At 73.1% G+C, this 20,077-nt stretch carries 22 protein-coding genes; 13 read left to right on the top strand and 9 right to left on the bottom strand.

The window, feature by feature from the left end; genetic code table 11:
- Window positions 1-103 precede the first annotated feature (103 nt).
- The 3 genes from ACFZCD_RS18210 to ACFZCD_RS18220 all read left to right on the top strand — a co-directional run bounded on the left by ACFZCD_RS18210 (window position 104) and on the right by ACFZCD_RS18220 (window position 2,687).
- Window positions 104-628, top strand: coding sequence for a YceI family protein (locus tag ACFZCD_RS18210; protein WP_391831905.1), 525 nt, complete (start codon window positions 104-106; stop codon window positions 626-628).
- 130 nt (window positions 629-758) lie between these two features.
- The gene (locus ACFZCD_RS18215) at window positions 759-1,907 is read left to right on the top strand and encodes a hypothetical protein (RefSeq protein WP_391831906.1); all 1,149 of its coding nucleotides are present in this window, start codon (window positions 759-761) and stop codon (window positions 1,905-1,907) included.
- Window positions 1,908-2,021: 114 nt separating this feature from the next.
- Window positions 2,022-2,687 (top strand): HAD family hydrolase, encoded by a 666-nt coding sequence (locus tag ACFZCD_RS18220; protein ID WP_391831908.1) that lies wholly within the window; start codon window positions 2,022-2,024, stop codon window positions 2,685-2,687.
- Here the strand turns inward: ACFZCD_RS18220 and ACFZCD_RS18225 are convergent.
- Window positions 2,645-2,902 carry a hypothetical protein gene (locus ACFZCD_RS18225; protein WP_391831910.1) on the bottom strand — a complete coding sequence of 86 codons (258 nt, stop codon included), beginning with the start codon at window positions 2,900-2,902 and terminating at the stop codon, window positions 2,645-2,647. The two genes, ACFZCD_RS18220 and ACFZCD_RS18225, sit on opposite strands and share 43 nt — an antisense overlap.
- Window positions 2,903-3,140: 238 nt before the next feature.
- Between ACFZCD_RS18225 and ACFZCD_RS18230 the strand changes: the two genes are divergently transcribed.
- Entirely contained in the window at window positions 3,141-3,524 is a 384-nt protein-coding gene (locus tag ACFZCD_RS18230) for a cold-shock protein (protein ID WP_106681548.1), read from the top strand.
- An 85-nt stretch (window positions 3,525-3,609) separates the two neighbouring features.
- On the opposite strand, the gene ACFZCD_RS18235 is transcribed toward ACFZCD_RS18230, so the two are convergent.
- The 4 genes from ACFZCD_RS18235 to ACFZCD_RS18250 all read right to left on the bottom strand — a co-directional run bounded on the left by ACFZCD_RS18235 (window position 3,610) and on the right by ACFZCD_RS18250 (window position 7,460).
- Window positions 3,610-4,500, bottom strand: coding sequence for a 1,4-dihydroxy-6-naphthoate synthase (locus tag ACFZCD_RS18235; protein WP_391831912.1), 891 nt, complete (start codon window positions 4,498-4,500; stop codon window positions 3,610-3,612).
- Complete coding sequence (locus ACFZCD_RS18240) at window positions 4,500-5,333, bottom strand: futalosine hydrolase (RefSeq protein ID WP_391832264.1); 834 nt, start codon at window positions 5,331-5,333, stop codon at window positions 4,500-4,502. The genes ACFZCD_RS18235 and ACFZCD_RS18240 overlap by 1 nt, the downstream gene beginning before the upstream one ends.
- A 103-nt stretch (window positions 5,334-5,436) precedes the next feature.
- The gene (locus ACFZCD_RS18245; protein WP_391831914.1) at window positions 5,437-5,904 is read right to left on the bottom strand and encodes a DUF2771 domain-containing protein; all 468 of its coding nucleotides are present in this window, start codon (window positions 5,902-5,904) and stop codon (window positions 5,437-5,439) included.
- A gap of 26 nt (window positions 5,905-5,930) precedes the next feature.
- Window positions 5,931-7,460: an MFS transporter gene (locus ACFZCD_RS18250; RefSeq protein WP_391831916.1), complete on the bottom strand. Its 1,530-nt coding sequence runs from the start codon at window positions 7,458-7,460 to the stop codon at window positions 5,931-5,933.
- A gap of 340 nt (window positions 7,461-7,800) precedes the next feature.
- On the opposite strand from ACFZCD_RS18250, the gene ACFZCD_RS18255 reads away from it, so the two are divergent.
- Both ACFZCD_RS18255 and ACFZCD_RS18260 read left to right on the top strand, forming a co-directional pair.
- A complete protein-coding gene (locus tag ACFZCD_RS18255) occupies window positions 7,801-8,706 on the top strand; it encodes a DUF3027 domain-containing protein (RefSeq protein ID WP_391831918.1) in 906 nt (301 codons plus the stop codon).
- 198 nt (window positions 8,707-8,904) lie between these two features.
- The gene (locus ACFZCD_RS18260) at window positions 8,905-12,189 is read left to right on the top strand and encodes a sacsin N-terminal ATP-binding-like domain-containing protein (RefSeq protein WP_391832266.1); all 3,285 of its coding nucleotides are present in this window, start codon (window positions 8,905-8,907) and stop codon (window positions 12,187-12,189) included.
- A 73-nt stretch (window positions 12,190-12,262) separates the two neighbouring features.
- Here the strand turns inward: ACFZCD_RS18260 and ACFZCD_RS18265 are convergent, their stop codons facing one another.
- On the bottom strand, window positions 12,263-12,532 hold the full coding sequence (locus tag ACFZCD_RS18265; protein ID WP_391831920.1) for a hypothetical protein: 270 nt from the start codon (window positions 12,530-12,532) through the stop codon (window positions 12,263-12,265).
- A gap of 154 nt (window positions 12,533-12,686) precedes the next feature.
- Here ACFZCD_RS18265 and ACFZCD_RS18270 point away from each other — a divergent pair, with 154 nt between their 5' ends.
- The gene (locus ACFZCD_RS18270) at window positions 12,687-13,301 is read left to right on the top strand and encodes a hypothetical protein (protein WP_391831922.1); all 615 of its coding nucleotides are present in this window, start codon (window positions 12,687-12,689) and stop codon (window positions 13,299-13,301) included.
- Window positions 13,302-13,432: 131 nt separating this feature from the next.
- Window positions 13,433-13,942: a DUF6624 domain-containing protein gene (locus ACFZCD_RS18275; RefSeq protein WP_391831924.1), complete on the top strand. Its 510-nt coding sequence runs from the start codon at window positions 13,433-13,435 to the stop codon at window positions 13,940-13,942.
- Between the two features lie 290 nt (window positions 13,943-14,232).
- Here ACFZCD_RS18275 and ACFZCD_RS18280 read toward each other — a convergent pair whose 3' ends face one another.
- Window positions 14,233-14,850 (bottom strand): TetR/AcrR family transcriptional regulator, encoded by a 618-nt coding sequence (locus tag ACFZCD_RS18280; RefSeq protein WP_391831926.1) that lies wholly within the window; start codon window positions 14,848-14,850, stop codon window positions 14,233-14,235.
- A 58-nt stretch (window positions 14,851-14,908) separates the two neighbouring features.
- Here ACFZCD_RS18280 and ACFZCD_RS18285 point away from each other — a divergent pair, with 58 nt between their 5' ends.
- On the top strand, window positions 14,909-15,400 hold the full coding sequence (locus ACFZCD_RS18285; protein ID WP_391831928.1) for a DUF1453 domain-containing protein: 492 nt from the start codon (window positions 14,909-14,911) through the stop codon (window positions 15,398-15,400).
- 36 nt (window positions 15,401-15,436) lie between these two features.
- Here ACFZCD_RS18285 and ACFZCD_RS18290 read toward each other — a convergent pair whose 3' ends face one another.
- A complete protein-coding gene (locus ACFZCD_RS18290) occupies window positions 15,437-16,009 on the bottom strand; it encodes a TetR/AcrR family transcriptional regulator (protein ID WP_391832268.1) in 573 nt (190 codons plus the stop codon).
- Between ACFZCD_RS18290 and ACFZCD_RS18295 the strand changes: the two genes are divergently transcribed.
- Window positions 15,959-16,879 carry an alcohol dehydrogenase catalytic domain-containing protein gene (locus tag ACFZCD_RS18295; RefSeq protein ID WP_391831930.1) on the top strand — a complete coding sequence of 307 codons (921 nt, stop codon included), beginning with the start codon at window positions 15,959-15,961 and terminating at the stop codon, window positions 16,877-16,879. The two genes, ACFZCD_RS18290 and ACFZCD_RS18295, sit on opposite strands and share 51 nt — an antisense overlap.
- Here ACFZCD_RS18295 and ACFZCD_RS18300 read toward each other — a convergent pair.
- Window positions 16,794-17,084, bottom strand: coding sequence for a DUF6415 family natural product biosynthesis protein (locus ACFZCD_RS18300; protein WP_391832270.1), 291 nt, complete (start codon window positions 17,082-17,084; stop codon window positions 16,794-16,796). The genes ACFZCD_RS18295 and ACFZCD_RS18300 overlap by 86 nt on opposite strands.
- A 321-nt stretch (window positions 17,085-17,405) precedes the next feature.
- Here ACFZCD_RS18300 and ACFZCD_RS18305 point away from each other — a divergent pair, with 321 nt between their 5' ends.
- The 3 genes from ACFZCD_RS18305 to ACFZCD_RS18315 all read left to right on the top strand — a co-directional run bounded on the left by ACFZCD_RS18305 (window position 17,406) and on the right by ACFZCD_RS18315 (window position 20,001).
- Window positions 17,406-18,344 carry a helix-turn-helix domain-containing protein gene (locus ACFZCD_RS18305; RefSeq protein ID WP_391831932.1) on the top strand — a complete coding sequence of 313 codons (939 nt, stop codon included), beginning with the start codon at window positions 17,406-17,408 and terminating at the stop codon, window positions 18,342-18,344.
- Window positions 18,337-18,543, top strand: a complete 207-nt coding sequence (locus ACFZCD_RS18310) for a DUF397 domain-containing protein (protein WP_391831934.1) — start codon at window positions 18,337-18,339, stop codon at window positions 18,541-18,543. Before ACFZCD_RS18305 ends, ACFZCD_RS18310 begins: the two co-directional genes overlap by 8 nt.
- A 186-nt stretch (window positions 18,544-18,729) precedes the next feature.
- Entirely contained in the window at window positions 18,730-20,001 is a 1,272-nt protein-coding gene (locus tag ACFZCD_RS18315) for a glycosyltransferase (protein WP_391831936.1), read from the top strand.
- Window positions 20,002-20,077: the final 76 nt, after the last annotated feature.

Consider the following 20,077-nt stretch of genomic DNA (forward strand, 5'->3'; position numbering starts at 1 on the left):
CCACCGCAGGAGTCGGTCCGTTCGGCGTTCGAATGGGTGGGAAGCCCGATACCGTACCGGCAAGGGACCGTTGCACCGGCACCGTCGGGGAGGGGACTGCTCCATGGCCATCCAGGGCGCAGACGAAAAGAACGGGCCGTTACCGGGCGTCTATCGCATCGATCCCGAGGCGTCCCGGATCCGCTTCCGGATTCGGTCGTTCTTCGGGCTGTTCCCGGTGAAGGGGACGTTCTCCGTCGGGCAAGGGCGGATCACCGTCGCGGAGCCCGAGTCCGCCTCCACGGCCGAGGCTGTGATCCCCGTCGACAGCTTCGCCAGCGGGAACGCGCAGCGGGACCGGCACATCCGGTCCGCCGACTACCTCGACTCGGCGCTGCACCCCGAGATCCGTTTCCACGGCGGCGGCGTCCGGCGCGCGGACGGCGAAGTGACCCTGCACGGCAAGCTGACCGTGCGCGGCGTCACCCGGCCGGCGGTCCTCACCCTCGGGGAGGTCGTTGCGGACGGTCCGCGCCTGAGCGTACGGGCCACGGCCATCGTCGACCGCTACGCCTTCGGCGTCACCAACGCCAAGGGAATGACGGGCCGTCGGCTGCGGATCGCGCTCGACGTGGTGGCCGTGCGCTGAGCCGGCGGGCCGTCCCGCGAGACCCCGTGCGCGCCCCCGTACCACCCCCGTTCCCCCTGTCACCGCCGTGCAGAACCGGTACCTTCGGGGGAAAAGCGGCTGGTGATCCAAGGCGGTCTTAGGGGATTCGGTGGGGATCGAGAGCGATCAGCTTGTGTACGACTATCTGAGCCGGGTCGGGGACATCGCCCAGCGGCAGGCGGAGCTGACGTCCGGCGACCGCATGCGCCTGGTCTCCCGGCTGCGGACGGAGATCGAGCGGCGCAGGGCCTCCGAGGGCGCCGACACGCCCGCCGCGGTCCAGCGCATCCTCGCCGGCCTCGGCACGCCGGACGAGGCCGTCGCCGGGGCGGGCGCCGCGGCCGCGGGTGGGCGCGGGGGCGGCGGGAGCGAGGGCGGCGGCCGCGTGCCGGCGCCCCGCCGTGAGGGCGAGCGCGCCCGTACGGGCCGCACCGGCCGTACCGGACGCATCGGTCGAACCACCCCGGCCGCACCCGCCGACCCCCCGTCGTACGCCGCAGGGCCCCCGTCGTACGCCGACGGCCCGCCCTCGTACGCCGCTCCCGAGCGGCCCGCGGCCGAGGTGGCCGCCGGGGCCGCCCCGGCCGGCACCGGTGGGGCGGCCGGCACCGGTGGGGCGCCGGACTGGTGGAGCGTCGAGGCTCCCGCCTCCTCCCCCTCCCCCATGTCCCCCGCCTCTTCCTCCGCGCTCGCGTCCCCCTTCGCCGGCGGGGCGCACGGGCAGACCACGATCCACGGCTTCACCGGCGGCATCGAGATCCCCGACATACTGAAACCGCCTCCGCCGCCCGGCGACCCGGAGGAGCCCGAAGGGCCCGAGGGCCGGAAGGGCGAGCACGGCTCGGAAGGCACGTTCGGCGACGAGGACTACGAGGAGGACGGCGGTCCGCGCCGGCCGAGCCTCTTCCGGCGGGCCGACGGCGCGCCCGTCCCGCTGCTGCTCCTGCTCGTGGCCCTGATCCTGGTCGTGGGTGCCGTGCTCGGCAACTGGATCGTCATCGCGGCCGGCTGGGCCCTCGCCTACCTCACCCGCAAGCTCTCGCACACCGAGTCCAAGTGGGCGGTCATGGGCGTGCCGGGGCTCGTCGCGGCCGCCGGGATCGTCTGGCTGTGGGGCCGCACGGAAGGGCGCTGGGGCGATCCCGTGCCGGACGGCGGCCTGGGCGCGGCGATGTCGGACACGTGGCCCTGGGTGCTGAGGGGGGCGGCCGTCGCCTCCGCGGCGTTCGTCGTCTGGCGCTCCCGCCGCCCGGGCTGACGCCACCACGGGCCGAGCGGCCGACCACGGGAAACGGCCGGCACGCCCCCCGGCGGCCCGTCCGCGACGCCCCCCTCAAGCCCCCTCCCCCGTCCCCATGACCTCCCCCGCACAATGGGGCGCATGAGCCTCGCCCCGCGCACCCCCCGCTTCACGGTCGGTTTCGACCTGGACCTGACCCTGGTCGATTCCCGCCCGGGCATCCGGGCCGCCTACGAGGCGCTGGCCGCCGCCACCGGTGCCGCCATCGACATCGACCTCGTCGTCGGCCGGATCGGGCCGCCGCTGGAGCAGGAGCTGGCCCACTGGTTCCCCGCGGACCGGGTCGCCGAGGCCGCCGCCTTCTACGTGGCCGCCTACCCCGAGCACGGCATCGCCCCCTCCCCCGCCCTGCCGGGCGCCCGCGAGGCCGTGGCCGCGGTGCGCGCACTGGGCGGGCAGGCGGTCGTCGTCACCGCCAAGAACCCCCGGAACGCCCGCCTCCACCTCGATCACCTGCGCATCGAACCGGACGTGCTCGTCGGCTCGCTGTGGGCCGAGGACAAGGCCGTGGCGCTGCGCGAGCACGGCGCGGACGTGTACGTGGGCGACCACGTCGGCGACGTGCGCGGAGCCCGTGCGGCCGGGGCGCTGTCCGTGGGCGTGACGACCGGGCCCTGCCCGGCGGAGGAGCTGCGGGCGGCGGGCGCGGACGTCGTCCTCGCCGGGCTGACGGACTTTCCGGAGTGGCTGCGCGGCTACCTGGCCGCGGGCGAGCCCGTCGCGGAGGCGCGCGCCTGACGGCGCTGGGCGGCGATCGACCGCAGCACCCCGGCGCCCGCGATGAGGAATCCCACCCCCATCAGCATGCAGACGAAGTACGCTGCGGGAGGCAGCGGATCGGCGCCCAGGAACAGCGGGGCGACCGTCGCCAGGGTGGCCACCGCGCCGACGAGGAAGACGATGGCGCCGATGCGTACCAGCAGATCCCCGGCCCGGGGCGTTTCACTACTCACCCGACCAGGGTAGATGCCTGGGCGTGGGGTGGGGCCGGGGACGTCTTGTCACCGGGCCCGGCACCATTAGCCTTGGGGGGTAGCGGGTCTTGCGACCCGCTGTAGTGCTATCAAGAGCTGTTTTCCCGTCGAACGCCGGTCATGAGCAACGGTTTCCGGCGGGACCGCTGCCTATACACCGATTTCCCAATTCCCCCATTTCCGAATTTTCCGACGAGACACGAGGACGAGGACAGACGTGCCTACCGGCAAGGTCAAGTGGTTCAACAGCGAGAAGGGCTTCGGCTTTCTCTCCCGCGACGACGGCGGAGACGTCTTCGTGCACTCCTCGGTGCTCCCGGACGGGGTCGACTCCCTCAAGCCCGGACAGCGGGTGGAGTTCGGTGTCGTGGCCGGTCAGCGGGGCGACCAGGCCCTGTCGGTGATGCTGCTCGACCCCACGCCGTCGGTGGCGGCCGCCCAGCGCCGCAAGCCCGACGAGCTGGCGTCGATCGTCCAGGACCTCACCACCCTACTGGAGAACGTCACCCAGCAGCTGGAGCGCGGCCGTTACCCCGACAAGGCCCACGGCGCCAAGATCGCCGGCATGCTCCGCGCCGTCGCCGACCAGCTGGACGTCTAGCCTCCGTCCGTTACCCGTACGCCGTTACTACTCGTAACTACTCGTACGAGCGCGCTCCCGTACGCCGTTACCCGTACGAGCGCGCTCAGACGAACGCGAGCGCATCCGGGCCGAGGGGCGGTACGAGCCCCTCGGCCGCGGCCCTGGTCAGCAGCCCGCGGACCGCCGCGTAGCCGTCCTCCCCGAGGTCGGCCGTGAATTCGTTGACGTACAGCCCGATGTGCTGGTCGGTGACCTTCGGGTCCATCTCCTGCGCGTGCTCCAGCACGTACGGCCGCGAGGCCTCCGGGTCGTCCCACGCCATCCGTACGGACGTCCGCGCCGCCTCCGCCAGCCCGCGCAGCCGCTCCGCGCCGAGCGAGCGCTTGGCGATGATCGCCCCCAGGGGGATCGGCAGGCCCGTGGTGTCCTCCCAGTGCTCGCCCATGTCGGCCAGGCACTGCAGCCCGTAGTCGCCGTACGTGAACCGCGCCTCGTGGATCACCAGGCCCGCGTCCACCTTGCCGTCCCGGACGGCCGGCATGATCTCGTGGAACGGCAGGACGACCACCTCGCCGACCCCGCCCGGCACCTCCGCCGCCAGCCACAGCCGGAAGAGCAGGTACGCCGTCGAGCGCTCGCTCGGCACCGCCACCGTCTTCCCCGCGAGGGACACGGGACCGCCGTCCGTCTCCCGCGTGAGCACCAGCGGCCCGCAGCCGCGGCCCAGGGCGCCGCCGCACGGCAGCAGGGCGTACTCGTCCAGCACCCACGGCAGGACCGCGTAGGAGACCTTCAGGACGTCGAACTCGCCGCGCTCTGCCATGCCGTTGGTGACGTCGATGTCCGCGAACGTGACGTCCAGGGCGGGCGCGCCGGGGACCCGGCCGTGCGCCCAGGCGTCGAAGACGAACGTGTCGTTCGGGCAGGGCGAGTAGGCGATCTTCACCGGCCCGCTCGTCCGCAGGGGCTCGCTCTCGGGGAAGGTCTCGCTCATCAGCTGCTCCAGGTCTCGGAGGGAGCCGCCAGCAGCGCCTCCCGCAGGGCTGCGGAGGCGCCGGCGAGGGCCTCCAGGGCGTCGCCGATGCGCCACGCGGCGCGGTCGCGCGGGCCGACGGGGTTGGACACCGCCCGGATCTCCAGGACGGGCACGCCGTGCACGGCCGCCGCCTCGGCCACCCCGAAGCCCTCCATGGCCTCCGCGAGCGCCCCGGGCCGCGCGGCCACGAGGGCGGCGGCCCGCTCGGCGGTACCGGTCACGGTCGACACGGTGAGCACCTCGCCGCGCTGCGCCCCGGCCGCCTCGGCGACGGCGCGCACCAGTGCCTCGGGGGGCCGGTGCTCCACCGTCCCGAAGCCGAGGTCGGTGACGGGGACGAAGCCGGCGGGCGTCTCGGCGCCCAGGTCCGCCGCCACGATCGCGTCGGACACGACGACGGAGCCCACGGCCGCGCTCCGGCCGGGCCGCCCGGCGTCGCCGGCGGGGACCGCGAAGCCGCCGCCGATGCCCGCGGAGACCACCAAGCCGTAGGGGCTGCCGGAGAGCGCCGCGGCGGCCAGGGCCGTCGCGGTGCCCGCGGCCGCGGCGGCCGGGCCCACGCCGGCGGCCAGCACGTCGATCACGAGCGGCTCCGGACCCGGGGCGGGCCGGTGCAGCACGTAGCCGGGCACGGCGAACTCGACGACGGGGCCGGATGCGGCTTCGGCGGGGCGGGTGCCTGTGCCGGAGCCGGCGTCCGCACCCGCGTCCGGGCCGCTGTCCGGCGCCGCGGCACCGCGGACGACCGCGTCGCGCTCCGCGGCGACGGCGGTGACGACGAGGACGCGCATCAGCGGGACCGCCGGTCCGCCGGGCCCGTACGGCACGTACGCCACGTATGGCGGCCCGTACGGCCCGTCCGGTCCCTCCGGCCCGTCAGCGCTCGTGCGCCGCTCAGCCCTTGTCCAGTTCGAGCTTGACGTTCCACACGCCGTCCTCGGTGATGACCGACAGGATCACGTCCTTCTCGAAGCGCTGCTCCATCCGGTTGACGAAGAGCTGCTCGCCGTTGAGCGACGTGTAGGTCTGCTTGAGCTGGTTGGTCTGCTGCTGGGCGTTGACGGCCACGAGCCAGCCCTTGTCGGCCATCTTGGGGTCGACGCCCACGCGGACCTTGTCGCCCGGCTGGACCTTCACGGTCTTGACGGACTTGTCGGCCATGCACTTGTTGAGGGCGCCCTGGTCGAGCTTCTTGCCGTCGTCGAAGCAGGCGGCCTCGGTGGTCACGGTGGTCGAGCCCACGGTCACCGTCGCCAGCGGCGTCGGCTTGTCGCAGGCGGACAGGGCGACGAGCCCGAAGGCCACGGCGCCGACAGCGGCAGCGGCGCGGCGGCGCTTGCCCCGGAAAATCGCAGCGGTCATGCGGGCAGGCTATCGGGCCGCCCAGGTCAGGCCACGCGGGGGTGCGGTGAGCCACGCCGTGCCGCGGCCAGCAGGCCCCGTACGGCTGTCGCCACCCCCAGGGCGAGGACCGCGGAGGCGACCGCCATGCCGAGGGTGCCGTTGAGCGGCAGCAGGATGCCGATGGCACCGCCGGCCACCCAGCTCATCTGGAGCAGCGTCTCCGAGCGGGCGAACGCGGAGGTGCGGACCTCCTCCGGCACGTCCCGCTGGATGAGGGAGTCCAGGGACTGCTTCCCGAGCGCCTGGGCGATGCCCGCGACGGCCGCCACCAGCACCACGAAGAACGGCCCGTAGAACACGGCGGTGGCGACGGCCGTGCCCAGCGACGCCATCAGCACCAGCGCGATCGTCTTCTCCGGGCCGCGCGAGCGCAGCAGGGCGCCGATGGCCGTGCCCAGGGCGTTGCCCGCCCCGGCAGCGACCGCGACGACGCCGAGCGAGAAGGCCGGGCTCAGGCCGCCGAGGGGGTGGACGCGCAGGAGGAAGGCGAGGAAGAAGGTGAGGAAGCCGGAGAGCATGCGCATGGCGCTGTTGGCTTGCAAGGCGTGCAGGACGGAGCTGCCTACGGTGCGGAGGCCGGGCGGCCGGGATGCCTTGTTTTTGCCGTTCCGGCCGTTCTTTCCGTTCCAGCCGTTCTTGCCGTTTCTACCGTTTCTGCCGTTTCCGCGATTCCTGCTGTACCTGCCGTACCTGCTACTTCTACCGTTTCCGCCGTTTTTGTTCTTTACATCGGATGGTCCGGCGAGGGCCGGGCTCCGGCGGCGGTGCGAAGGGTGCTCGCCGGAGACCAGGCGGGCCCGCGCCTCGCCCTTCGCCGAGTCGACCTTGTGCGGGAGGGAGAACGACAGCACCGTACCGAGGACGAACACGACGAAAGCCCCGTAGAGCGGGTATTCCGGTCCCACCTTGTGCAGCGCCGCCCCCAGCGGGGCCGCCAGGCCCGTCGCCAGCAGCCCGCCGAGGGTCACCCGGGAATTCGCCTTCACCAGCGAGATCCGCGGGGGCAGCAGCCGCGGCACGACGGCCGAGCGCACCACCCCGTACGCCTTCGACGCCACGAGGACGCCGAGCGCCGCCGGATACAGCTCCAGGCCGCCGCTCGCCACCGCGCCCGACATCGTCAGCGCGAGCAGCGCCCGCGTCAGCATGGCGCCCGCCATCGCCGCGCGGCGGCCGTGCGGGAGCCGGTCGAGGAGCGGGCCGATCACGGGGGCCAGGAGGGTGAAGGGGGCCATCGTGACCGCCAGGTAGAGCGCCACCCGGCCGCGCGCCTGGTCCGTGGGGACCGAGAAGAACACCGTGGACGCCAGTGCGACCGTGATGAGCATGTCCCCGGCGGAATTCACGGCGTGCAACTCGATCAGCTTGCCCAGCCCGGACTCGCCCGCGCCGTGCGCGTGCGTCGCTTTGCGCACGCCCCGCGCGGCAGCCGCGAACGGGGCGCGCAGCACGCGGCCGGCGCCCCGGGCCGTACGGCGCAGCGGTCCGCCCTCGACCGACCGGATGGCTCCCACCACGCCATACTGCCCCAACTCGCACCGCGCAGGGCGCTTTCGCCGCTGTGGACGGCGCCCGCGGCCGGGCGGGCGCGCGGGCGGAAGGGGGGCTCGCCGCGGCCCGGCTATCCCCGGTGCCGCCGAGCGGGGTAGCGTGCGTAGCGCGCCACCGGCGGTCGTTCTTGGCCGCGCTCCGAGTCTCGATCCCGCAGAATGGGAGTGACTAGGTGTGCCCGAAACCGTTCGGGCGCGGACGTCGACGCGGTCCTGAGGTCCGCTCCGTCCGCCGACCCGGCCGATCGGCTGGCGCACTCGTGAGACGGCGTGGAAGAGAGAATCGATTCTTGTGAGTGCTGCGATGCGAAGCCGTACCCCGGACCGCCTGTGCGCCGAGGCGGTCGACATGGCCCGTGCGGCGGCCGAGGAGGCCGCCCGGCCCGGCACGGTGGGCGAGCATGTCCAGGCCGTCGCCGACGGGGACCGCGTCGTCACGCACTACTTCCTCTGCACGGACCCCGGCTACCGCGGCTGGCGCTGGGCCGTCACCGTCGCCCGGGCCTCCCGCGCCAAGGCCGTCACCCTCGACGAGACGGTCCTGCTGCCCGGCCCGGACGCCCTCCTCGCCCCCGAGTGGGTGCCCTGGAGCGAGCGGCTGCGCCCCGGCGACATGGGCCCGGGCGACCTGCTGCCCACCGACGCCGAGGACCTGCGGCTGGAGCCCGGCTGGAGCGGTGAGGACATCCCGCCGCCGAACTCCGCCGTCTCCGAGGAGATGGACCGCCTCGCCGACGCCGAGGACGCCGACCTCGTCGCCGGTTCCCCCGCCGCCCAGCCGGCCGTCCCGGTGCGCGGCACGATCTCGGCGGTCGCCGAGGAGCTCGGGATGCGGCGCGCCCGCGTCCTGTCCCGCTACGGGCTGCACACCGCCGCCGACCGCTGGGACGAGACCCACGGCGCCAAGACCCCGATGGCCCAGGCCGCCCCGGCGTCCTGCGTCAGCTGCGGCTTCCTCGTGCCGATCGGGGGCTCCCTCGGTCAGGCGTTCGGCGTCTGCGCGAACGAGTTCGGGCCGGCGGACGGCCACGTCGTGTCCCTGTCGTACGGCTGCGGCGGCCACTCCGAGGCCGCGGTCATGCCGAAGCCTCCGCGGCCGGCGCCGCCGGTGATCGACGAAACGCTGGTCGACCCGATGCCGCTGCGCCCTGCGGCGGGCGAGGCGGCGTCGCCGTCCGGCGAGGACGACGAGGAGCTCGGCCACTCGTAGCGGGCCTGGCGGGCGAGCCCAGCCGTGTTCCAGCCCGTCCGGCGTTTGAGGACGAGCGCCCCCGGGCGCGATACGGCCCCGCATCCGGCCGCGCGCGCCCCGCCGGGACCGCGGCACACGCCCCGCAACCCGCCCGCGGTACGTTCGCCCTAGGCAACACCCACCGGCGGCAGGAGACGACACGTGAGCGGCACGGCAATGGTGCGGGGCGCAGCCGAAGGGGCGGATCCGTTCGGGACCGCCCGGCTGCGGCGTGGCGTGCTGGACGCCTGGGCGGCGTCGCCGGCCCGTTTCCGGGAGGACGCCAACGCCGAGGAGGACCTCGCCCTCGGCGGCTACCGCGACCGCCTCGTCGTCGAGCTCGCCCAGAACGCCGCCGACGCGGCCGCCCGCGCGGGCGTGCCCGGCCGTCTCCGGCTGACCCTGCACGCGGGCCGCAACGGCCGCCCGGCCGTGCTGGCCGCGGCGAACACCGGCGCCCCCCTGGACGAGGCGGGCGTCGAGTCGCTGGCCACGCTCCGGGCCTCGGCGAAGCGCAGTGAGGAGCGCGGCGACGAGCAGGGCGGCGGCAGCGTCGGCCGGTTCGGCGTGGGCTTCTCCGCGGTCCTGGCGGTCAGCGACGAACCGGCCGTCGTCGGCCGCTCCGGCGGCGTCCGCTGGTCGCTGGCGGAGGCACGGGCACTGGCCGCCCGCGAGGCGGTCCGGGCCCCCGGCCTGGCCGAGGAGATGGCCCGCCGCGAGGGCCACGTGCCCCTCCTGCGCCTTCCGCTCCCCGCCGAGGGCACCGCTCCCGACGGCTACGACACGGTCGTCGTCCTGCCGCTGCGCGACGGCGCCGCCGAGGACCTGACCGCCCGTCTGCTGGCCGGTGTCGACGACGCGCTGCTGCTGACCCTGCCGGGCCTGACCGAGGTCGTCGTCGAGACGGACGGCGCGGTACGGACCCTGACGCGCCGCCAGGAGGGCCCGTACGTCCTGGTGGACGACTCGGAGCGCGGCACCACGGCCCGCTGGCGGGTCGCCCGGGACGCCGGCGCCCTGGACGCCGCCCTGCTCAAGGGCCGCCCCGTGGAGGAGCGCCTCCGCCCTCACTGGTCGGTGACGTGGGCGGTGCCGGTGGGCGAGGACGGCGCACCCGTACGCCCCACCACCGCCCCCGTCGTGCACGCGCCGACGCCCACGGACGAGCCGCTGGGCGTCCCGGCACTGCTCATCGCCACCTTCCCGCTGGAGCCGACACGCCGCCACGCCGCGCCCGGACCGCTCACGGACTTCGTCACCGGGCGCGCCGCGGAGGCGTACGCCCGGCTGCTGCGCGACTGGCACCCGGTCGGCCCGGGGACGCTGGACCTCGTGCCCTCACCGCTGGCGCAGGGTGCGCTGGACGCGGAGCTGCGCCGGCAGATCCTGGACCGGCTGCCGCGGATCGCGTTCCTGCCGAGCGCGGCCGGCGGCCCCGCGCAGGAGCCGGCCGCACCGCGCGGCGGCGGCATCGAGGGCATCCCCTGGACGGAGGGCCCGGACGCCGCCCGGCACACCCCCGAGCCGGCCACGGCCCCGGGCACCGCCCCGGCCGCCGCCGACGCCTGGGAGGACCCGTTCGCCGGCAGCGGCCCCGAGCCGTACGCGCTGCGGCCCGCCGACGCCGAGGTCGTGGAGGGCGCGGGCGCCGAGACCGTCACCGTGCTCGGCGAACTGTTCCCGAACCTGCTGCCCGCCGGGCTGGAGCGCCGCCCCGAGCTGCGCGCCCTGGGCGTCGCGCGGGCCCCGCTCGGCGAGGTCATCGACCGGCTCGCGGGCGTCGAGCGCGCCCCGTCCTGGTGGCAGCGGCTCTACGACAGCCTCGCCGGCGTCGACCCGGACCGGCTCAGCGGCCTGCCCGTGCCGCTCGCCGACGGCCGTACGACGATCGGCCCGCGCCAGGTGCTGCTCCCGCCGCCCGACGGCGCGGACTCGGAGCGGCTCTCCCGCCTGGGCCTGAAGGTCGCCCACCCCGACGCCGCGCACCCGCTGCTGGAGAAGCTCGGCGCCACGCCCTCCTCGCCGCGCGCCGTCCTGACCACCCCGCAGGTGCGCGCGGCGGTGGCGGCCTCCCTCGACGCCGACGAGATCTGGGACGAGGACGCGCTGGACGCGGACGCCCTCGCCGAGCTCGTCCTCGGCCTCGTGCGCGACGCCGACCTCGCCCCCGGCGACGAGCCGTGGCTCGCCGCGCTCGCCCTGCCCGACGAGGACGGCGAACTCGCCCCCGCCGGCGAACTCGTCCTCCCCGGCAGTGCCTTCGAACGCGTCATCCGGCCCGGCGAACTCGCCGCCTGCGACGCCGGACTCGCCGAGCGCTGGGGCGAGCAGCCCCTGACCGCCGTGGGCGTCCTGGCCGGCTTCGCGCTCGTCCGCGCCACGGACGTCGTCCTCGACCCCGACGAACTCGAACCGCGCGACGGCGACTTCGCCGAGCCCGACGACGCCGGCCTGCTCGACGCCGTCGACGTGTGGTGCGAGGACGTCCTCGACCAGCTGCCGCACACGCCGGTGCCGCCCGTCGCGACGGAGCTCGTGGCCGTGCGCGACCTCGACCTCGTCGACGACGACGCCTGGCCCGAGGCCCTCGCCCTCCTCTCCCGGCCGCCGCTGCGCGACGCGCTCACCGCGCCCGTGCGCGTCCTGCTGCCCGACGGCACGACCGAGTCCGTCCGCCCGTACACGGCCTGGTGGCTGCGCGGCCACCCCGTCCTCGGCGGCCGCCGCCCGGCCGGCCTGCGCGTGGCGGGCGGCGACCCGCTCCTCCAGGGCCTCTACGAGGCGGCGGACGCGGCCGGCCTGGCCGACGAGCAGGTCCTGCGCGCCCTGGGCGTCCGCACCTCCGCGGCGGCACTGCTGGACGAACCGGGCGGCGCGGCGGAGCTCCTCACCCGCCTGGCCGACCCGGCCCTGGAGGTGACCGCGCCCCAGCTCCACGCCCTCTACGGCCTCCTCGCCCGCCTCGACCCGGACCAGGTCACGCTGCCGGACGAGCTGCGGGCCGTGGTGGACGGCGAGGTGCGGGTGGTGGACGCCTCCGAGGCGCTCGTGGCGGACGCCCCCGACCTCCTCCCCCTGGCCCCCGGCCGCCCCCTCCTCCCCGTCGCCCCGGACCTCGCCGCGGACCTGGCCGACCTGCTGCAGGTCCGCCGCCTGAGCGAGACGCTGGCCGCGGCCGCCCCGGCGGACGAGGGCGAGCTCCGCACCGTTCCCGAGGGCGTACGGATCCTGCTGCCGGGCGCCCCCGAGACGTACGTCGAGCACGAGGAACTCACCGTCGACGGCGTGGAACTGGACTGGCGCCTCACCCCCGACGGCACCCTCCACGCCGCCACCCTGGAAGGCGTCGCGGCGGGCCTGGCCTGGGCGGCGGGCGCCTGGTCCCGCCGCTTCGAAGCCGCCGCCCTCCTGGAGGACCCGGACCGCACGGAGGAACTGGCGCGGGCCCGCTGGTTCGACTGAGGGACTGGTTCGACTGAGGGAACGGGCCGGGGGGAGGTGAGCCCCTCCGGCCCAGGGATGGGTCTGCTCGATCCTAGGGGTGGGTCTGCTCGATGAGCCGGAGGTTGCAGCGGGCGTGCCCCTTGCCGTTCTTCGGAAGGATCCAGAAGGACCCGTCGCTGTCCTGCCCGACGAGGCACGGCGTGCTCTTGAGGCAGTCGGGCCGATGCTTCTTGGCTATCCTGCGCAACTCCACGAGCGCCTGCTCCCGGGTCTTGTCCCCGCCCAGGGACCGCAGGATCCGCTGATGCGGGGCCGCGCCTTCGGCTACGACCGTCTCCTCCATCACCAACCACTTGGGCATCGAGCACTCTCCTCGGTCTCGGCCTGCATCCGCAGGACCCCGTGGAACTCTTGAGTGCTGAACGTCCGGCCTGCGCGGGGCGTTCCAGGGCCGGGAGGCGGGCTGATGGCAGGTCCGGGGGCCTTTGTCAGAGCCGAGTGGCACACTCCCCGGCATGAAGATGATCGAAGCGATCGAAGCGGTCCTGAAGGCGAACGATCCGGAGGGTGAGCCCGGGTACCTGGGCGAGTTCACGCTGGCAGGGCGGCTGCTGAGCCGCGGGGAGATCGCAGTGTGCGGGCTCGACGGCGGGGAGTTCTTCACGTTCGCCGACGTCGCCGACGGGCTGCACGAGGTGTATCTGGCGTACGACCGGGACGACGAGCGGGGCGCCACCGTCTCCGCGGTCGCGCTGGTCGCGAGCGGTACCACCCCGGAGGCGCTGGTGGGTGCGAGCTGGGAGGAGGCGTCGGACGACGTCAACCAGCTGAGCGAGGACGCCTCGGCGGTCTTCTCCAGCACCCCCGGCAACCTGGCCATCGGCGGGGCCCTCCACCGGACCACCGGGTTCGCGGAGGCAGAGACTCCCGTGGCCCATGCCGTGGCCGCGTTCGAGGCGCAGCAGGAGACCGGCTCCCGGACTCCGGTACTCGATGTCGTCGTCGACCCGGCGAGCGGAGCGAACGCCCTGGTCTTCCCCACCTGTGACTTCACGTCGAACAGCATCCTGGTCGGCCGGGACGGGAGCGGTGCGGGCGTGGGGATCTTCTGGTCCAACTTCGACGGGTGACGCTTCCATTCCATTATCCCCGCTCCCAAGCTCGCCTGTCACCGTCCGCCGGAATGATCTTTGTGTGCCGAATGCGGCTTTAGGGTTACGGACGCCGACGCAACGGCACTTCCGCGTAACAGGAGTTAAGGGTGACGACGCACAACGCCAACGCACTGGCAGACGAACTCATCAGCATGGCCGAGGCGGATCACCGAGCCGCCGTCCACGCGAACAGCGAGGACCCCGGCGAGCAACTGGCATGGCGGCGCCTGACCGCACGCCACGGCGACCGCCTCAACGAGATCATGGACGAGGCCGGCTGGCCCACGGCAGACCGCGTCGGCGAGGAGGCCGCCCGCGCGGCCTGGCTCATCGCCCAGCACGCCGACCGGCAACTCGACGTCCAGCGACGGGCGCTGGAACTGGTCGAGAAGGCGGTGGCGGCGGGTTCGGCCAGCCCCCGCGACCTGGCATTCCTCCGCGACCGCACCTTGGTCAACGAAGGCCGCGAGCAGATCTACGGCACCCAGATCGCCGGCATCCGCGACGGAGCACCCGTCCCGTGGCCCTGCGAGGACCCGGAGCGCATGGACGAACGACGGTCCACGGTCGGCATCGAGCCCTTCGATACGTACGTCGCCCAATTCGCGGCGCAGTGAGCTAAGGGGACGTGCGGCGCGTGGCGGGTGCGGGGGGTGCGGGGGGGGGAGCCGGGGGGCCGCGGGGGTGCGGGGGGTATGGCGGGTGCGGGCACGCACTAGGTCCTGTCCGATGGGTCAGAGCATCATGCAGGTGACGACCGGCCGACCCGGCTTGACCACATGTCAAACGGTTCTCGGCCTTTCGCCTGCCGCACCGGCGGGGTGGCGAACCGCCAGGAAGTGCCGGTCGGGTGATCGGTGAGCCCTTGATGCCCCCGAGGCGTGCGCGCTGAACACGTTGGCCGCGGTCAGTTGTCGGCTCTGAGGGCGTCCAGGTGTCGTCGCAGTACCTGCCGGAGCAGTTTCGGCGGATAGCGGTCCGGCAGCAGCGTTGCCTGGAGATTGAGTCCGTCGAGGAGGGCGGCCAGTCGTGTGCTTTCCAGTTCGACGTCCAAGCCGCTTGGCAGTCCGCCGGCGCACTGGGCTTCGTGCAGCACTCGCGACATCAGGGTGTGCAGGTTCTCCTGCATGTCGGCGGCGCAGGGCCGCAGTTCGGGGCGGGTGAGTGCTGCGGCGGTGAAGGCGAGCCAGAGTGCGGACTCCTGGCGGCGGGCCTCGTCCAGGGGGAGGAACTCGGCCAGGAGCTCTTCTGTTCCGGCTCGGCGGTCGGCGCAGCCGTCAGGAGTCAGGAGCCGCTCGGCGTGAATGCGGACGCGGTCGCTGATGCGCTGGCTCAGCTCCCTCATCGTGAAGGTCATCAACTCGTCGTGGTCGGCGAAGTAGTGGCGGACCGAGCCAATGGCGAGTCCGGCTTCATCGGCGACGTTGCGCAGCGACGCATGCTCCAGCCCATGCCGGGCGGCGACGGACAGGACGGCCTGCGCAACTGCCCTGCGGCGGGCGACGGGATCGACAATCTTTGGCACGTTGCCTTTATAGCACGGGCGAGCTAACATCCTTTTTTAGCTCAAGCGCGCTATAAAGATGGGTGGTACCCGCGTGAACCCCTGGCTGCTCGCTGCGATCATCGCGGTGGTCGTGATCGCGGTCGTGATCAAACGGATGATCGGTGAACCGGTCAACGCGAAGGACCTCTTCGTGGCCCCGGCGGTCCTGACCGGGATCGGAATCCTGTCCCTCATCAAGAAGACGGATCTGACCGGCACCGACCTCACCTGGGTCATCACGGGCGCCGTCCTCGGTGCTGCACTCGGCGCACTCCGTGGCGCCACCATTCAGCTCGTCGACAAGGGAGGTGTCCTGTGGCAGCGATACACCGGCCGCACCTTCCTCGCCCTCATCGGCACCCTGGCAGTCACAGCCGGCTTCAGCATCCTGGCGATGAAGATGGGCATGCACGAGAACGCACGCCCCATCCAGCTGTCCATCGGCGTGAGCTTCCTGGGCGAGTCCCTCGTGGTCGGCCGCCGCGGAATGACTTCGGGGATCCCCTTCGCCCCGGCACGTACTCGCTGACTCCTTGTCATACCCGTGCCCGCATGACAGTCCCTCCTAGCGCACGACTCCGGCCGCGCGTACTTCCGCGAGCGCTCGCCGTGCCAGCAGGCCGAAGTCCTCGCCGTTGCTGGCGTCGATCCACGAGTCAAAGGCGATCTCCCAGACGAGCGTGCCCAGTTGCGCGGCCACGCGCGCGGTCGGGCTGGGGACTCCGCGGCGGTTGAGGGCCTCGATCATCGAGGCGGTGAGGTCGATCCTTTTCAGGGCTTCGCGTTCACGCAGTTCCGTATTGGCGTTCAGCACGGCCTGGCGCCGGGCGCTGAACTCGCGGCGGTCGGCGGTGAAGAACGTCCGGCCGAGCGCGTCGAGGGCGTCCGCCACCGCATCGAGCGGGTCGGCGGCCGACGGCGCCGAGGCGATCCCTTCTGCGAGCAGGCCGGTCAGCGCGCCCCCGCCGAAGAGCACCTCGCGCCTGTCCGGGAAGTACCGGAAGAACGTGCTCTTGGTGAGCCCCGCGCGCTCCGCGATCTCGATCACGGTCGTGTTCTCGTAGCCGTTCGCCGGTAGCGCACAGCTTTGCTCATCGGTGACCTCTCCTGGCCAGTGATGGGACTTGGTCTCATCGATTTGGCGGACCCGAAGTGGCCGCGCAGTTCGGGCATCACCTTGCCGGCCGGCTTCGGCAGCGACTTCGCGGGAGTGGTGGACGAAGTGGGCGCCGAAGCCACGGGATTCGCAACCGGCGACCGGGTGTACGGGGCCGCGATCGGCCGGTCCGTCGCCGATTTCGTGCTGGTCAAGACACCGGCAGCAACGCTGTGGCCCACACCGGAGGGCATCCGCGACGAGGTGGCGGCCACACTTCCGGTGTCCGGCCTGACGGCCTCCGCCGCGCTCGCCGCGATCGGGCTCCGCGCCGGGGACACCGTCCTGATCGGCGGGGCGGCGGGTGGCGTGGGCGTCTTCGCCGTGCAGTTGGCGAAGCGTGCGGGTGCCCGGGTGCTCGGCACCGCCTCCGAGCCCACGTTCGGGTTCCTGCGCGGGCTCGGCGCCGAACCCGTAGGTTTCGAGGGCTCTCGCACACGATCACAGTGCCATCCGGCTCACGGCGACCCGGAGATTGGGCCTGCCCGGAGCCGGACGGCCGGCGGATGTTCCTCCGGTCAGCCCAGCTACGGGCAGATGCAGTCCGGGGGACGCTCCCGCACGGGCGGACCGCTCGTGTGGGGAACGGCCACCACCCTGAGGCGCAGTTCCAGCAACCGCCGCGCCTCTTCGTGGTCCATGGCAGCGGACACCTTCGCGTACGCCCGGCGGCGACTCGGCCAGAGAGCCCGTACGGGCCGGGAGAACTGGCCGTGCAAGGACCACCACGTGTACAGCCGCTTCACCGGGCCCGCCACCGGCCGCTTCACCGCGCGTCCTCTTCCCGCTGCAGCCGCCGCTGCTGATGCAGCAGGTCTCCGGCGGCCTTGCCCAGGCTCCGGGCGAAGCTGATCGCGGACGCGTACCCGTTCCCGGGCCCGGCCTCGGCCCGCTGCCGGGCCTCCTCCACCGCGGCGAGGGCGGCCCGGCGGTCCAGGCAGTCCCCGGGCCGGGCCCGCGCGGCGGCCTCCACGACCGGAGCGGTCACCCGGATGTAGTCGAGGAGCTCGTCCGTGACCTCCCTCAGCCGAGGCGGCGCAGGCAACCACATCTGCATGTCGGTCGCCTCACGAAGAGCCTGCCCGAGCGACACGGGAGACGGTTCGGAGGGGGTCCGGTCTCCCCAGCCGACATGGGCAGCGGTACGGGGGAAAGGAGGCATGGCGGCTCCATCGAGTTAGTGCGGGGCCACCGCCCCGACCTGCGACTCGGTACGAGAACCACCCTGCCGGGTGGCGAACTGGGCATTCAAGCGCCATCCCGCAGAAAGACCGCTAGCCTCCGAAGTGGCACATGCCATGACGGCAACACGCGCCCTCACAACGGGATTTCAGGCGTACACGACGGCATCAGAGGCGCGCACAAGAGGAACAGAGGGATGCACAGCGTGAACACGCCGCGCCGGACTCAACCAGGTCGCAAGCAGCCACGGAAGGCGATGAGGGTGGGAGCACGGATCGGACCAACGGCTCGCCGGATCGCACTCGGCACCGAACTGCGCCGCATGCGCAACGAGGCCGGGATGACACTCGAACAAGCGGTGAAGGGACTGGGGTTCAGTGACTCCCACCTTCAGCGCGTCGAGACCGGGAGCATTGCGCTCAAGCAGGCCAGTCACCTGCGCAGCCTGCTGAAGCGGTACGGCATCACGGATGAAGAACGCATCGCCACGCTCACCCAGCTGCACCGCGAGTCCGCGAGTCAGGAATGGACGTCTTTCGCCAGCACGGTCCACCCAACGGCGCGGACGTTCGCAGACATCGAAGGCGTAGCCCGCGCGATCAAGGCGTGGCACCCGACGCTGATCCTGGGCCTGTTCCAGACGAAGAGGTACGCGACCGCCATTTTCGAGATGGAGAAGTTGCACGACGAGACCACGACTGAGTACATCGAGCAGAGCGTCCGACTGCGCATGATGCGCAGGGAGCTCCTGACTCGCAGCGAGGATCCCGTACACCTCTGGGCGATTCTGGGGGAAGCAGCGCTGCGCCACGTTGTCGGAGATGCCGACGTCATGCGCGAGCAGTACGCAGAGATTGCCGCGCTGTCGGAGCGGGAAAATGTGACGGTGCAGATCCTGCGCACACACGAGGTCGGCTACCGGTTCGGCACGAACTTCACCATCCTCGACCTGGGCGAGACATTGCCGTCGACGGTCCAGACCGATGTGCCATGGGGATCCCTGTGTATGTCGGACAAGCCACGCGAGGTCGGTCGCTTCTCCCGCAAGTTCAGCTCCCTCCAGGCGACAGCGATGCCACCGGAGAAGACCGTGGGGTTTCTGCAGCAACTATCGAGAGAGGTCAGCGATGCCTGACATATGGATGAAGTCGTCCTACAGCGATGCGCAACACACCTGCGTCGAGGTCGCCGTTCCCACGGAGGCGCCCGCCACCATCAGAATCCGCGACTCCAAGAACCCCTCCCTCCCCCCACTCCACCTCCACCCCTCCACCTGGACCGCGTTCCTCCACGAGATCCACTCGGGGCGCACCGGCGAGTGCCGCGAGGCATAAAGAAAGGCAAGGAGGTAAACCCACTCCTTGCCACTCTCAACATATAGCGCACAGGGGGCCTTGCCGCAAGGCCCCCCTCGTACCGCAGAATCACCCGCCGAAGCCGGAAACGGCCGAATCAAAACGGGGGTTCACTCAGTGCGAGTGTTGTTGCTGTCGTACGGGTCGCGTGGGGATGTCGAGCCGATGATGGGGCTCGCGGCGCAGTTGCAGGCGTGCGGCGTGGAGGTGCGGGTGTGCGCGCCGCCGGACTTCGCGGAGTTGCTGGACGGTGCCGGTCTTCCGCTGGTGCCGCTCGGCCGGTCGATACGCAAGATGGCGACCAAGGCCGTGACCGAGACGAAGCCGACGCCCGCGACCGCGCCCGCGCCCGCGAAGGGCCTGCCGGAGCGTGCGGCGGAGATGTTCGCCGCGACGTACGCGTCGGTGGCCGCAGCGGCCGAGGGCTGTGACGCGGTCGTGGCGACTGGTTTGCTGCCTGCCGCGGCGGCCGGGCGGGCGGTGGCGGAGAAGCTGGGCGTCCCGTACGTGTTCGTGGCGTACTTCCCGACCTATCTGCCGTCGCCGCACCACCCGCCGCTCGTGTGGCCGGGCCGGCCGGTCCCGCCGGAGGTGACCGACAACCGGGTGCTGTGGGATCTGAACGCCGACACCCTGAACGAGCTGTTCGGCGGGGCGATCAACACCCACCGGGCGACGATCGGCCTGCCGCCCGTGGGCGACGTCCGCGATCACGTCTTCACCGACCGCCCGTGGCTGGCGGCGGACCCGGTCCTGGGCCCGTGGCCGGAGTCGGCGGACCCCGGCGTCGCCCACACCCCCGGCGTCGTACACACGCCCGGAGTCGTCCACACCCCCGGATTCGCCGACGCCCCCGCCGTCGTCCAGACCGGCGCGTGGATCCGGCCGGACGACCGTCCGCTCCCGGCGGACCTGGAGGCGTTCCTGGACGCCGGTGACCCGCCGGTGTACGTGGGCTTCGGCAGCATGCCCTTGCGTGACGCGCAGGACGTGACCCGGGCGGCGATCGAGGCCGTCCGCGCGCAGGGCCGCCGTGTGCTCCTCTCCCGCGGCTGGGCCGATCTGGCGCTGACCGACGACCAGGACGACTGCTTCGCCGTGGGTGAGGTCAACCAGCAGGTACTGTTCCGAAGGGTGGCAGCCGTCGTGCACCACGGTGGCGCGGGCACGACGACGACGGCCGCCCGGGCGGGTGTGCCGCAGGTGGTGGTGCCGCAGATGGCGGACCAGCCGTACTGGGCGGGCCGGGTGGCCGGGCTGGGCATCGGGGCGGCGCACGACGGGCCGGTTCCGACCGCCGGGTCCCTGTCGGCCGCGCTCGCCGTCGCTCTGGCTCCCGAGGTCCGGGTACGGGCGAGGGCCGTGGCCGCCACGATCCGCGTCGACGGGGCGGCGGTGGCCGCGAAGCTGCTGCTCGACGCGATCAGCCGAGGCTGAGAAGGCCGCCGCCCGCCTCCGCGGGGTGCACCGCGCGGAACGGCGGGCCGGCCCCTGGAAACACGAGTACCTGCAC

This window comes from Streptomyces sp. NPDC008001, from assembly GCF_042958085.1.
Classification (GTDB): domain Bacteria; phylum Actinomycetota; class Actinomycetes; order Streptomycetales; family Streptomycetaceae; genus Streptomyces.